We start from the raw sequence: 12,423 nt of genomic DNA, 5'->3' as shown, positions 1-12,423 counted from the left end.
CCGCGCCCCTGACCACCCAGGGGCGCGGGGAACTGCGCGAGCAACCCAGCACGGCCCGCAGACGAACGACAGCCCTCGGAGAGTTTCGGGAAGGGGTGGGGTGGAGCAAATCAACGCGCTCGGTACACGAGCCGACCGTCCAGCACCGTCGCCACGCACGTGGCCGCGCCCCGCTCCGCCAGCTCCACCTCGTCCCGTACGTCGAAGACCGCGAACGTAGCGGGCCCGCCCACCCGAAGGGGCGGCAACAGGGCCCCCGCGCCGAGGGACGGCGTCCCGGACCGGGCGGACCCGGGCAGCACCGAAACCCCCGACCGCCGCACCGCCTCCACCACCGGCCGCGACCGAAGCTCGCCCGCCACCGCCACCACCCCATGCGCCAGCATCCGCTGCACCCCCCGCCGAGCACTCGCCCCCCGGCGCGCCTCGTCCACGGGGAACGCCGGGTCCAGGAGCGGCTCGGCCCCGAGCTCGTCGGCCTCGCGCGGGTCCGGGTGGTACGCCTGTTCCAGGAGCTCCGGCCCGTACGGATTGACCAGGCCGGGCAGCAGCACCCCCGGCCACTGGCGCACCCGCGCCCGCGGGTACGCCGCCGCCAGCTCCTCGTACGGCCCGATCGCGGCCACCAGCGCGCCCTCGACCACGACCGCGTCGCCCACGGCGGGGGCGTGAATCGTCAGCACCGGCGTATCAGTCGTGTGAGTCGCGTCGGTCGTGTCAGCCGCGTCAGTTGGACGCGAGCAGCTTCAGCTCGGGGTGGGCCGTGCCGCCCTCGATCGCGGTGGACGAGATGTGCGACATGACGCGCTCGTCGACCGGGTCGTTCGCCGGGTCGTCGTGGACGAGCAGGTGCTCGTACGTCGTGGCGCGCTGCGCCGGGACGCGGCCCGCCTTGCGGATCAGGTCGATGATCTCCATGCGGTTGGAGCGGTGCTTGGCGCCCGCCGAGGAGACGACGTTCTCCTCCAGCATGATCGAGCCGAGGTCGTCCGCGCCGTAGTGCAGCGACAGCTGGCCCGCCTCCTTGCCGACGGTGAGCCAGGAGCCCTGGATGTGCGCGACGTTGTCGAGGAACAGGCGCGCGACCGCGATCATCCGCAGGTACTCGAAGACGCTCGCCTGCGTCCGGCCCTTCAGATGGTTGTTCTCGGGCTGGTAGGTGTACGGGATGAACGCGCGGAAGCCGCCCGTCCGGTCCTGTACGTCGCGGATCATCCGGAGGTGCTCGATGCGCTCCGCGTTGGTCTCGCCGGTGCCCATGAGCATGGTGGACGTCGACTCGACGCCCAGCCGGTGCGCGGCCTCCATGATCTCCAGCCACCGCTCGCCGCTCTCCTTGAGCGGGGCGATCGCCTTGCGCGGCCGCTCGGGCAGCAGCTCGGCGCCGGCGCCCGCGAAGGAGTCGAGACCGGCGGCGTGGATGCGCTGGATCGCCTCCTCGACGGAGACCCCGGAGATCTTGGCCATGTGCTCGACCTCGGAGGCGCCGAGGGAGTGGATGACCAGCTGCGGGTAGGCCTGCTTGATGGCGCTGAAGTGCTTCTCGTAGTACTCGACGCCGTAGTCCGGGTGGTGGCCGCCCTGGAACATGATCTGGGTGCCGCCCAGCTCGACGGTCTCCGCGCAGCGGCGCAGGATGTCGTCGAGGTCGCGCGTCCAGCCCTTCTTGGTGTCCTTGGGGGCCGCGTAGAAGGCGCAGAACTTGCACGCCGTGACACACACGTTCGTGTAGTTGATGTTGCGCTCGATGATGTACGTGGCGATGTGCTCGGTCCCGGCGTACCGGCGGCGGCGCACCGCGTCGGCGGCGGTGCCCAGCGCGTGCAGCGGCGCCGAGCGGTAGAGGTCGAGCGCCTCTTCGGGGGTGATGCGTCCACCCGCGGCGGCACGGTCGAGGACGGACTGAAGGTCGGCCTTCTCAGTCACCGGGGTGTCCCTTTCGGCAGGGTTGCGGACGGACCGAGCCAGCCTACGCCAGCGGGGTGCCCCGGCTTCGGCCCGGGGGCCGGGGCCGGCGGCCGCGCGCCGGTCCGGGCCGCACGCGCGCCTTTCCCCGCTCCGCCAAAAGCTCCGCCAAACGCTCCGCCGGCGCCCCGGCCGAGCCCCGCGTCGGTCAGCCCGTCTCCTTGACCAGCGTCGCGTACGGCTTGCCCGCGCCCGCCTCCCGCGACTCGTACTTGAGCGTGCCGTCCGCGTTGCGGGTGAAGACCAGGACGGCCGTGCCGCTGGTGCACAGGCCCGCCGTACCCTCGCGCGCCGGGTCGGTGCGCTCCTCGACCGTCACGCGCCGCGCCGCGGCGGAGACCAGCTTCGCCACCCCGAAGCACTCCACGGTCGTCCCCAGGACGCTGATCCTGGAGGAGGTACGGAGGACGTCCTTGCCGGTGCCGCCCGCCGTGAACACCGCCGTCAGATCGCCGTGCGGCTGCCCGGTCGTGGACTCCGTCATCGGGCCCTTCCAGGTACCGAGGAACGCCTGCGGCACCTCCGACACCGCCGGGCCGCCCGTCGCACCCGTGCCCGGGTCCGCCGAGGCGCTCGGCCTGCTCGGCGGCGACGCCGCCGAGTCGTGCTTCTGGTCGCCGCCGCTGCCCGGCATCAGGTCGAAGAGGAACGCGCCACCGACCGTCGCGGCCGCCACCGCCCCCGCCACAGCCAGCGCGACCGTGCAGCTCACCCGCCGCCCCCGGCCCCGCTCGCCCCGCTCGACGGCCGTGCCGAGGGAGAGCGAGACTCGGGGCTGGGCGGCGGGCGGCCCGGGCGCACGCGGCCCGGGCACGGCATCGGCGACCGGCCCGGTACTGCCGCCCGTACTGCCGCCCGTACTGCCGGGCCCATCGCCGTACGCGTACGAGCCGTGCGCCCCGGATCCGTACGAGCCCTCCACAGCCCCCGCGCCCGCCCCGTAAGACGCGTCCGGCGGCCCGAACACCCCCACCGCGGGGCTGGTGAACGCCACCGGGCCCGATGCCTCCGCGTCCGGCGCCTCCGGTTCCAGGTCGAGCAGGCGTACCGCCGACCGGCTGACCTCCTCCACCAGCGCCCCCGGCAGCCAGCCGCCCGCGACCAGGGCGGCCGCGCCGTCCGGGGCGAGCCGCCGGGCGAGTTCGGCGGGGGCGGGGCGGGCCGCCGCCGTCTTGGCGAGGCACGCGTCCACCGCCGCCCGCAGCTCCCCGTCGAGCCGCGCGCCCAGCTCGGGCTCCTCGTGCACCACCTTGTAGAGCAGCGCGGCGGAGGAGTCGCCCGGGAACGGGGGCGCGCCCGTCGCCGCGTACGCCAGGACCGCGCCGAGGGAGAAGACGTCGGCGGCGCCGGTGACGCCCTTGCCGAGGATCTGCTCGGGCGACATATAGCCCGGCGAGCCGATCGAGACGCCGGAGGCGGTGAGCGAGGCCGTGCCGTCCGTGGCGCGGGCGATGCCGAAGTCGATCAGCCGGGGGCCGTCGAGGGTGAGCAGCACGTTGGAGGGCTTCACATCGCGGTGGACGAGCCCGAGCGCGTGCACCGCCGCCAGCGCCTCCGCGAGCCCGGCGCCGAGTGCGCGCACCGCGTGCTCGGGCAGCGGCCCGTGCGCGGTGACGGCCTGGGCCAGCGAGGGGCCCGCCACATAGCCGGTGGCGACCCAGGGCACCGCCGCCCCGGGGTCGGCGTCCAGGACCGGCGCGGTCCAGGCGCCGCCGACCCGGCGGGCCGCCTCCACCTCGTGGCGGAACCGGGCGCGGAACTGTTCGTCGAGGGCGAAGTGCGGGTGGACCACCTTCACGGCGACCGTTCGGCCCCCGGCGCTGCGGCCCAGATAGACGCGGCCCATGCCGCCCGCGCCGAGTCTGCCGAGCAGCCGGTAGGAGCCGATGGTGCGCGGTTCGCCGGCTTCGAGCGGCTGCATCGCGATCTGCCTTCCCCCATGCCGTCACGTACGGTCGACAGCAGGGTAGAGCGTGACGTGCGCCGGATCGCCCGGCCGGGCCGGATCCGGGACGTACGACGGCGAACCGAATCGAACGACCGGTCGTCTCTCTCTGCGGAGTTCGCACGGGAAACCTCACAGTTGGCCGTTAAATGCCCCAGACATCTCGGAGCACCGCATGAATCGCCGTACCACCGCACTGATAGCCGCCGCTGTCCTCGGCTCGGTCGCGCTGGTCTCCGGCTGCTCCGACGAGGGCGAGCCGGTGAGCTTCGACAACCCGGGCGCCTCGTCGACGCCCGCGCCCAGGGGCAGCGGCGCCGCCGACCCCGGGCAGGACAAGGCGCGGGACGAGAAGACCTCCAAGGTCGTGTCCAAGACCCTGCTGCCGACCGGCCCGAAGGCGCAGTTCTCCACGCAGAACACGCTGGAGGACGGCACCAAGATCGGCGTGACCACGCTGCACGGCAAGAAGTCGGGCTTCACCGGCAAGGTGTGGGTCTGGGCGCCGAAGCAGTACTTCGACCCCAAGTACGCCAAGAGCGGTTTCCCGGTGCTCATCGCCCTGCCGGGCGGCAACGGCTACCCCAAGAACTACTGGATGGGCACCGACCTCAAGCTGCAGAGCAGCATCACCGAGTGGTCCAAGGCGGGCAAGGGCGTTCCGTTCGTCGTGGTGATGCCGGTCCTCAACCCGGACGCGAAGTACTACTACGACGGCAGTGACATACCGGGCCACCCCAAGATGGGCACCTGGATGACCGAGGACGTGCCGGACTTCGTGAAGGCGAACTTCCGCACCTTCAAATCCCGCGACGGCTGGGCGTTCATGGGCTCCTCCTCCGGCGGGTTCGTCGGCCTGAAGTCGGTGCTCAAGCGCCCCGACCAGTTCAAGGCCGTGATCGCCTCGGGCCCCGACACCGTGCCGGACTCCCCGCTGTGGGCCGGCCACGAGGCCGAGAAGCAGGCGAACAACCCGGAGAAGCTCGCCCAGGACCTGATAGACAAGAACGGCCCCGAGGTCGACCTCGCCTTCCAGATAGGCACCAAGGAGGGCGGCATGGCGAACCTGAACGGCTTCATCGCCAAGTACGGCAAGGGCCCGGTGAAGACCCATCTCCAGGTGATCCAGGGCGGCAAGCACAACGCCCACACGTACATCAAGGGGATGGGCGACGGGACCATGCAGTGGATCAGCAGCCGGCTCCAGGCCCCGATCCCGTCGCCCTGACGCCCGCCCGGACAGGCCCTAGCGGGTGAGCAGCTCCACCGCGACGTCCGCCGGGAACCCGGTGGTCGGCCCGGTCCTGCGGGCGAACTCCCGTACGCCCTTCAGCTGCTCGGCGCCGAAGCGGAAGTCCAGCGTCGTGAAGTAGCGCTCCAGGAGCTCCGCGTCGAAGACCTCCCAGCGGGCGGCCTGCTCGGCGACCTTGGTGACCTCCTCCAGGGAGAGGTCGCGGGAGGCGAGGAACGCCTCGTGGACCTCGCGTACGACCTCGGGCTCGCGGGCCAGGTAGTCCCTGCGGGTCGCCCACACGGCGAAGACGAACGGCAGGCCCGTCCACTCCTTCCACATGGACCCCAGGTCGTGGACCTGGAGGCCCAGGCGCGGGGCGTCGTGCAGCGAGGCGCGCAGCGCGGCGTCCCCGATCAGCACCGCCGCGTCCGCCTCCTGCATCATCAGGCCGAGGTCGGGCGGGCACGTGTAGTAGTCGGGCTCGACCCCGAACCGCTCGGAGAGCAGCAGCTGCGCCAGGCGTACGGAGGTGCGCGAGGTGGAGCCGAGCGCCACCCGGGCGCCGTCGAGCCGCTCCAGCGGCAGCTGCGAGACGATCACGCAGGACATGACCGGCCCGTCGCAGCCGACCGCGAGGTCGGGGAAGGCCACCAGTTCGTCGGCGTTGCGCAGGAACTCCACGAGGGTGACCGGAGCGATGTCCAGATCGCCCCGGACGAGCTGTTCGCTCAGCTTCTCGGGGCTGTCCTTGGTGAGCTCCAGATCCAGCAGGGTGCCGGTGCGGGCGAGCCCCCAGTAGAGCGGCAGACAGTTGAGGAACTGGATGTGCCCGACCCGTGGCCGGGTGGTTGTTTGGTCCACATCGCGAGACTAGACCTGTCCGTTTTGTCCAGCTACGGCGGGTAGGTTCGTCAGCGCGTCGAGGGCCCGTCAAACGTCCGGGTGACGTGATCTTTTTCCCTCTACCGCAGCCCCGATACTGCGTGCTACGCTCCTCGCAAGTTGCAGTTTGGTTTCCCTTGCAGTACAGAGCCTGCGGAGCATGTAACCCGCAGGCTTTTGTAGTTTTCAGACTTCTTAGCAGGTTCTGGAGCAGGGCAACCCTTTGGCCCAAGGAGGGCTTATGGCTACCGGAACCGTCAAGTGGTTCAACGCTGAAAAGGGCTTCGGCTTCATCGCCCAGGACGGCGGCGGCCCGGATGTCTTCGTCCACTACTCCGCGATCAACGCGGCCGGGTTCCGCTCCCTTGAGGAGAACCAGGTCGTGAACTTCGACGTCACGCAGGGTCCGAAGGGCCCGCAGGCGGAGAACGTCACCCCGGCCTAGTTGCCCGGGTCGGCGCGATCGCTGACCAGCAGTACCCAAGGAGCCCTGTTCCGTACGGCGACGTACGGAACAGGGCTCCTGCCTTTCTCCGGCCTCGGGCCTGGGCCCTCGGGGCGTTCTCGTACAGTCGTTCCCTCTCTTGCGCGTACCGTTCGGTCACCGCCCCGCGGCGGACCTGCCGGGTGGGTGTGAGCACCCCGCTCCCGGCCGTGGAGTCCTCGTCCAGGGCGCCCAGGCCGCCGGTGTGCAGCCCAGCCGTCCCCGTCCGGCGCCGCCGCGGCTGCCGCCGCTCAGCGCGGCACGGTCGCGTCGGGCACGAAGGGGCCGCCGTGGCCCGGCACGATCAGGTCCGCGGCGGCCAGCACCCGCAGCCGGGAGGCGCGCAGCACCTCGCGGTCCGGGGCCACCGGGTCGTCCGCCGGGCCCTCCGCGTGCCACCACAGGTCGCCGGCGAACGCCACCACGCCCGAGTCCGTGCCCGCGAGCAGCGTGATGTCCTCGGGGCTGTGTCCGGGGGTGCGGATCAGCCGTAGCGACGGGGTGAGTTCATAGCCCTCCGCGTCCCGGTTCCGCCACTGGTCGCCCTGGTACTCCACCTTGTGGTCGTGCACCCGGGCCCGGCCGAACAGGCCCACGTTCATGGTGTTGTCCGGGTGGTGGTGGCTGAGCACCACGTCGGTGATGTCGTCGGGGCCGAGCCCCATTTCGGCGAGCGGGCCGAGGATGTCGTCGCGGCTCGCCACCATGCCCGGGTCGAAGACCACGTGCCGGTCGCCGTCCCTCACGTACGAGACGGTGGCGGCGACCCCGGGGCCGGTGGAGCCGACGTAGCCGGTGGTCAGGACGGTGTATACGGCGCTTCGGCCGAGCGGTGCGTCTGTCATGGCCTTGATCCTTCCGGGCGGGGCGGCCGCCCGCGAGTGGCACGGCTGCCGGTGATCGCAGGATTCGTGCCACCTGCCAGACTGCTCCCGTGCCGCCCTTCACCACCGTCGCCGCGTACGTCCCGCCAGGAGTCGGCATGCTCGCCGTGGGCATCGTGAGCGAGGTGTTCGGCCCGCACGGGGAGGCGGTGCCCGGCTTCGACTTCGCCCTGTGCGCCGACCGGCCCGGGCCGGTCCCCACCGACCTCGGCGTCCCGCTCGCCATCGCGCACGGCCTGGACCGGCTCGCCGCCGCGGATCTGGTGATCGCCCTTCCGGGGGCGGAGTTCCGTACGCCGCCCGCCCCCGCCGTACTCGGCGCGCTCTCGGCCGCACACGGGCGCGGCGCCCTCGTCGCGGCCCACTGCGTCGGCACCTTCGCGCTCGCCGCCGCCGGGCTGCTCGACGGCCGGCGGGCCACCACCCACTGGCGGTTCGCCGAACTCCTGGCCCGCCGCCACCCGGACGTCACCGTCGAGCCCGACGCCCTCTACATCGACGAGGGACGGGTGATCACGGGCGCGGGAGCCGCCGCGGGCTTCGACCTCTGCCTGCACCTGCTGCGGCGGGAGTACGGAGCCGCGATGGCCAACGCCGTCGCCCGGGACATGGTGCTGCCCTCCCACCGCGAGGGCGGGCAGGCCCAGTACCTGGCCGCCCCCGTCCCCGAGGACTGCCAGGACGAGCGGCTCTCCGAGGTCCTCGCCTGGGCCCGAGCACACCTCCACGAACCGCTTCCGGTCGCGGAACTGGCCCGGCGCGCCCTGATGAGCAAACGGTCCTTCGCCCGCCGCTTCACCGCCGCGACCGGCACCACCCCGCACGCCTGGCTGCGGGGCCTGCGCCTGAGCAGCGCCGAGGAGCTCCTGGAGACCACGGAGCTGCCGGTCGAGGAGATCGCCCGCCGGGTCGGCTACGGGAGCGCCGCCGTACTGCGCGAGCAGTTCGTACGGCGCCGGGGAGTACCGCCCCGCTCCTACCGCCGCTCGTTCACGCGGTAAAACAAAAAAAGCGGCTGCGCCGACTTTGTCAGCCGGCGCAGCCGCCGTTCCATTCGAGCCGTCAGGATCAGACGTTCTCGAAGCGCCACTTCTGATTTTCGCGGCCTTCCCACGGCTCCATGATGAGCTGGGTCTTCTCCTTCTCGTCAGGCAGCGTTGCCACGGCGTCCATGTACGGGAAGTGAATCCGGAACAGGTTGTCGCCGACCGGCTCGATCGACCACTGCTGGCCGTACGGCTGGGTGGCGATCAGCGGCGGGTAGATCCGGATGATGCTCTGCGCGAAGAAGATCTGGGCGCCGCCTGAGGTGAGCTTGCTCTTGAGCTGGTAGAGGTTGCCGGGGAACAGCTCAACCTCCCACTGCTGGTTCTCGCCCTTGTGGTAGCTGTAGCCGATGATCGGCGTGTTGGGCTCGGTGCGGTTGTCGCGCACATCCATCACGCGGTCCTGGTACGCGGCGTTCTTGATCGCATACGTGCCGTGGGTGAGGAACTCGGCTGCCATGAATCCTCCTGGGTGAACAAGGGGACGGCTTTGATCGAGCGAGGCCCAACCTAGGTGGCATCCGTCCGTCCCGTAACGGGGACTTCACGTCGTACCGCGCAATTCAGGATGGCCGGGGTGGCGTGCCGTTCACCCCCGTATTTCCGGCCCTGCTGGCCGGATATTCTTTCTCGTTTTCGGAAAACACGAGCTCGTCGCCGTCAAGGGCCACAAGCGGAATTACTGGCGCCCTGGAACCTCTTCGGCCGCATGCGGCCTTCCGAAACGAAGAGGGGCCCGGCCGCCTTTTCGGCACCGGGCCCCTCACTCACTCGGCCACCTGCTACACCGCCGGCAGCTCCGGCTTCGGCATGACCGCCGTCGCGAAGACCACCTGCGTGAGGAGCATGATGCCGAACAGCGCTCCACCGCCGCCCAGTGCCAGCGGCAGCACCGGCATGAGCAGCAGGAAGACCGCCGCCGTGCGGAATCCCCCTGGTGTTCCGTACCTCTTGAGCACGCCCAGGAGGAGCAGCAGGAACATCGAGACCGCCGCCACGAACAGCATCAGGTTCACACCGTCCGCCAGCTGCTCCCCGAAGGACAGCGCCCCGCGAGGCGTGAGCGCCATGGCCAGGAACCAGCCGGCCGCGCAGAGCGGCACATAGCGAGCCGCGCATCTCGGGAACGAGGGTGCCTGGGTCACTTCGGCGGGTCCTTCAGGCATTGGGCGGAGTTCCAGTACCGCATGTCCTTGTTGCCGTACCAGGGCATCGAGTCCAGACCGGAGACGTTGTCCATCCGGTCGTGCGCGACGACCTGCGGCGGCTGCGACCGACGGTACTGGACGACCTCCATGTCGGGGTAGTGATCGCCCTTCCGGGTCACGGTCACCGAGCCCTTGTTGGCCGCGATCGTCACATGTGTGTCGACCGAGAACAGCGGCATCAAGCTGTTCACCCCCGCTATGCCCAGGTCCAGCTTGGACGAGTTCGAGTGGAATGAACACCAAGGGCCTGGCCGGGTCGAAGATCATCTCGGCCAAGTTCAACGTCGTCGACAGCTACTCGTGGTCGTGCACCAAGACCCCGGTGGAGCTCGGCCTCACCGGCCCCATCTCCTCCTCCACCACCTGGAACAACCAGCCCGCCTGGAAGCAGACCCTCCAGGAGAAGACGTTCGCCCATGGCTGGTCCTCGACCCAGTGCGCCGCCGCCGGCGAGGACTTCGACGCCGCCACGGTCAAGACCGCGGTGCAGGCGGTCGCGGACGCCGGCGACAACGACATGACGCTGGGCCTGCGCTCGCGCCAGGACTTCGAGGGCAACGAGCAGAGCTGGAAGAAGTTCCAGAACGACCCGAGCCTGGAGATCACGTACAACTCCGCGCCGAAGGTGGACTCCTCGGCCGCCTATCAGGGCTCCTGGGCGCCCGGCGCGAGCGGGCTCGTGCAGGTCGCCTGCGCCACCGACCCGGCCGCGTTCCCGGTCGTCGGCAACACCGGCCTCACCCTCACCGCGAAGATCTCCGACCCGGAGGGCGGCCAGATCACCGGCGCCTTCCAGCTGAAGGACCACGACACGGGCGCGGTGGTCGCATCGCCCACCTCGACGGTGACCGCGGGCGGCACCGCCCAGGCCCGGATCGACGGCTCACTGCTCACCACCGGCAAGCGCTACACCTGGTCCGTCCAGTCCCGTGACGGCCTGGACACCTCGGCGTGGACCACGAGCTGCAGCTTCGGCGTGGACGAGACCGCGCCCGCCAAGCCCACCGTCACCGCCACCGACGGCCACGCCCTGGACGTGGCCGAGGTGCCCGCGCGCACCGACCGTACGGTCAGGTTCGCCTCCACCGACGCCGACGGCGGCAGCGGCAGCGGCAGCGGCAGCGGCATCGACGGATTCTGCTACGCGCTCAACCAGCCGCTGTCCGTCTCGAACCTCAAGTGCCCCAGCGGTACGTATGTGAAGGCGGGCGCCGACGGCACCGCCACGGTGACCGTCAAGCCGAGCCTGTGGCCCAACAACAAGCTGCACGTGGAGGCGTACGACAAGGCGGGCAACACCTCGGCGTACGACGGCGGTTCGGCCCCGACCGACTCCACCCTGATCGTCACCGACCGGCCCGCGTTCGTGCACGACGCGGCCGGGCGGGTCCACGGCGACCTGGCGGGCGACCTCGACGGCGACGGGCAGCCGGACCTGCTGGCCACCGCCTCCGACGGCACCCTGCGGCTGCTCGGCGGCAAGGGCGACGGCACCCTGAAGACGGCGCGCACCATCGCCTCGGGCGGCTGGAACGGCGCGCGCCTCGCCCACCGGGGCGACGTCATCGCCGCCACCGACGGCCAGACGATGGACGGGTACGAGGACTTCTTCGCCAAGATCGGCAACAAGCTGTACCTGTACCCCGGCGACGGCAACGGGGTGCCGGTCACCGGCCTGCGCAAGGAACTGCTGCGCCCCACCGGCAAGGACAACGGCCCGCTGACCGGCCCCGGCGGACTCTGCCTCGGCGTGAAGTCGGCGAGCACCGCCAACGGCACCCCGCTCCAGATCTACACCTGCAACGCCACCACCGCGCAGGACTTCCAGCTCACCGGCGGCGCCCTGAAGGTGCTCGGCAAGTGCGCGGCGGCCGCGGGCACCGACCTCGCCTCGCCCGTCCAGCTGGCCGACTGCGACGGCAGCCCCGCCCAGCAGTGGCTCGACCGCGGCGACGGCTCCCTGCTCAACCAGGGCTCCGGCCGCTGCCTGGATGTGGCGGGCGGCGCGGCGGTGAAGGGCACGGCCGCGCAGATCCTCACGTGCGACGGCGACGCGACCCAGGACTGGACGGTCCCGGGCACCTGGGCGGGCACCGGCCAGATCCTCGCCCCGGGCGACGCCGACGGCATGCCCGGCGCCGACCTCGTCGTCCGGGAGGGCGAGGGGATGTGGCTGTACTCCGGCACGGCCGAGGGCCCGCTCGCGGCCGAGCCCGGCTCGTACAAGCTGCTCCCCGCCAAGCAGTTCGGCTTCACCTCCTGGGACCGCTTCGACTTCACCGCCCCCGGTGACGTCAACGGCGACGGCGTCCCCGACCTGCTCGGCCGCCACGTCACCACGGACCCGGCGAGCGCCGACTACGGCAAGCTGTACCTGTACCCGGGCACCCGCGCCACGGACACCTCGGGCAACACCACGTACGGCACCGGCGCCCGGACCGTCTACGGCCCGAACGCCTGGCAGTCGACGAACATCCCGTTCTTCGCGAGTGCGGGCAACGCACAGGGAACGGTCGTCGACACCGGCACGTATCTGAAGTTCGTCCCGACGACGGGCCAGGAGGCCCCGGACTTCTGGGCGGTCTTCAAGGCGGCACCGGGGGGCCTGCGCTTCTACCCGGGTACGGCGACCGCGCACGGCACGTCGTCGATCGTGGGGGACGCGGCGCTGGTGCAGGATCTGGTGGGGCTGTTCTAGACCCGTTCGTACGGAACTGTGCCCGCTTCCCGGTCCGCCGGGGTGCGGGCACAGACGTATGCAGGGGAGCCCGGGGA

General features: G+C 71.3%; 12 protein-coding genes. 4 read left to right on the top strand and 8 right to left on the bottom strand.

The annotated features are described in order from the left end of the window. Positions 1-110: 110 nt before the first annotated feature. From ACFWA7_RS16950 to ACFWA7_RS16940, 3 genes are all read right to left on the bottom strand, one after another. Positions 111-683, bottom strand: coding sequence for a hypothetical protein (locus tag ACFWA7_RS16950; RefSeq protein WP_385823608.1), 573 nt, complete (start codon positions 681-683; stop codon positions 111-113). A 43-nt stretch (positions 684-726) separates the two neighbouring features. Next, positions 727-1,926 (bottom strand): cyclic dehypoxanthinyl futalosine synthase, encoded by a 1,200-nt coding sequence (gene mqnC / locus ACFWA7_RS16945; RefSeq protein WP_385537985.1) that lies wholly within the window; start codon positions 1,924-1,926, stop codon positions 727-729. 187 nt (positions 1,927-2,113) lie between these two features. Next, positions 2,114-3,886 carry a serine/threonine-protein kinase gene (locus ACFWA7_RS16940; protein ID WP_385823606.1) on the bottom strand — a complete coding sequence of 591 codons (1,773 nt, stop codon included), beginning with the start codon at positions 3,884-3,886 and terminating at the stop codon, positions 2,114-2,116. A 199-nt stretch (positions 3,887-4,085) separates the two neighbouring features. On the opposite strand from ACFWA7_RS16940, the gene ACFWA7_RS16935 reads away from it, so the two are divergent. After that, complete coding sequence (locus tag ACFWA7_RS16935) at positions 4,086-5,138, top strand: alpha/beta hydrolase (RefSeq protein ID WP_385823604.1); 1,053 nt, start codon at positions 4,086-4,088, stop codon at positions 5,136-5,138. 18 nt (positions 5,139-5,156) lie between these two features. Here the strand turns inward: ACFWA7_RS16935 and ACFWA7_RS16930 are convergent, their stop codons facing one another. Beyond that, positions 5,157-6,005, bottom strand: a complete 849-nt coding sequence (locus ACFWA7_RS16930; protein ID WP_385537976.1) for a menaquinone biosynthetic enzyme MqnA/MqnD family protein — start codon at positions 6,003-6,005, stop codon at positions 5,157-5,159. A gap of 262 nt (positions 6,006-6,267) precedes the next feature. Here ACFWA7_RS16930 and ACFWA7_RS16925 point away from each other — a divergent pair, with 262 nt between their 5' ends. Then, positions 6,268-6,471 (top strand): cold-shock protein, encoded by a 204-nt coding sequence (locus ACFWA7_RS16925; RefSeq protein WP_006347360.1) that lies wholly within the window; start codon positions 6,268-6,270, stop codon positions 6,469-6,471. A gap of 290 nt (positions 6,472-6,761) precedes the next feature. Here the strand turns inward: ACFWA7_RS16925 and ACFWA7_RS16920 are convergent, their stop codons facing one another. Then, on the bottom strand, positions 6,762-7,355 hold the full coding sequence (locus ACFWA7_RS16920) for an MBL fold metallo-hydrolase (protein WP_385537973.1): 594 nt from the start codon (positions 7,353-7,355) through the stop codon (positions 6,762-6,764). Between the two features lie 137 nt (positions 7,356-7,492). Between ACFWA7_RS16920 and ACFWA7_RS16915 the strand changes: the two genes are divergently transcribed. Beyond that, positions 7,493-8,395: a GlxA family transcriptional regulator gene (locus tag ACFWA7_RS16915; RefSeq protein WP_385538082.1), complete on the top strand. Its 903-nt coding sequence runs from the start codon at positions 7,493-7,495 to the stop codon at positions 8,393-8,395. A 67-nt stretch (positions 8,396-8,462) separates the two neighbouring features. On the opposite strand, the gene ACFWA7_RS16910 is transcribed toward ACFWA7_RS16915, so the two are convergent. From ACFWA7_RS16910 to ACFWA7_RS16900, 3 genes are all read right to left on the bottom strand, one after another. Further along, positions 8,463-8,900, bottom strand: coding sequence for an RICIN domain-containing protein (locus ACFWA7_RS16910; protein WP_385537970.1), 438 nt, complete (start codon positions 8,898-8,900; stop codon positions 8,463-8,465). A 322-nt stretch (positions 8,901-9,222) separates the two neighbouring features. Then, on the bottom strand, positions 9,223-9,585 hold the full coding sequence (locus ACFWA7_RS16905; RefSeq protein ID WP_385823601.1) for a hypothetical protein: 363 nt from the start codon (positions 9,583-9,585) through the stop codon (positions 9,223-9,225). Beyond that, the gene (locus tag ACFWA7_RS16900; RefSeq protein WP_385823599.1) at positions 9,582-9,839 is read right to left on the bottom strand and encodes a hypothetical protein; all 258 of its coding nucleotides are present in this window, start codon (positions 9,837-9,839) and stop codon (positions 9,582-9,584) included. Before ACFWA7_RS16900 ends, ACFWA7_RS16905 begins: the two co-directional genes overlap by 4 nt. Positions 9,840-9,880: 41 nt before the next feature. Between ACFWA7_RS16900 and ACFWA7_RS16895 the strand changes: the two genes are divergently transcribed. Continuing rightward, the gene (locus ACFWA7_RS16895) at positions 9,881-12,346 is read left to right on the top strand and encodes a ricin-type beta-trefoil lectin domain protein (RefSeq protein ID WP_385823597.1); all 2,466 of its coding nucleotides are present in this window, start codon (positions 9,881-9,883) and stop codon (positions 12,344-12,346) included. Positions 12,347-12,423: the final 77 nt, after the last annotated feature.

The organism is Streptomyces sp. NPDC059994 (assembly GCF_042737755.1).
Classification (GTDB): domain Bacteria; phylum Actinomycetota; class Actinomycetes; order Streptomycetales; family Streptomycetaceae; genus Streptomyces.
Note: the sequence above shows the minus strand (reverse complement) of the source record. Positions and strands in the feature narration are given on the sequence as shown.

What these genes read in the sequence shown, in the direction of transcription:
- ACFWA7_RS16940 (WP_385823606.1), bottom strand. Translation starts at nt 3,886, where the DNA reads ATGCAGCCGCTCGAAGCCGGCGAACCGCGCACCATCGGCTCCTACCGG.
- ACFWA7_RS16935 (WP_385823604.1), top strand. Translation starts at nt 4,086, where the DNA reads ATGAATCGCCGTACCACCGCACTGATAGCCGCCGCTGTCCTCGGCTCG.
- ACFWA7_RS16925 (WP_006347360.1), top strand. Translation starts at nt 6,268, where the DNA reads ATGGCTACCGGAACCGTCAAGTGGTTCAACGCTGAAAAGGGCTTCGGC.
- ACFWA7_RS16920 (WP_385537973.1), bottom strand. Translation starts at nt 7,355, where the DNA reads ATGACAGACGCACCGCTCGGCCGAAGCGCCGTATACACCGTCCTGACC.
- ACFWA7_RS16915 (WP_385538082.1), top strand. Translation starts at nt 7,493, where the DNA reads ATGCTCGCCGTGGGCATCGTGAGCGAGGTGTTCGGCCCGCACGGGGAG.
- ACFWA7_RS16910 (WP_385537970.1), bottom strand. Translation starts at nt 8,900, where the DNA reads ATGGCAGCCGAGTTCCTCACCCACGGCACGTATGCGATCAAGAACGCC.
- ACFWA7_RS16895 (WP_385823597.1), top strand. Translation starts at nt 9,881, where the DNA reads ATGAACACCAAGGGCCTGGCCGGGTCGAAGATCATCTCGGCCAAGTTC.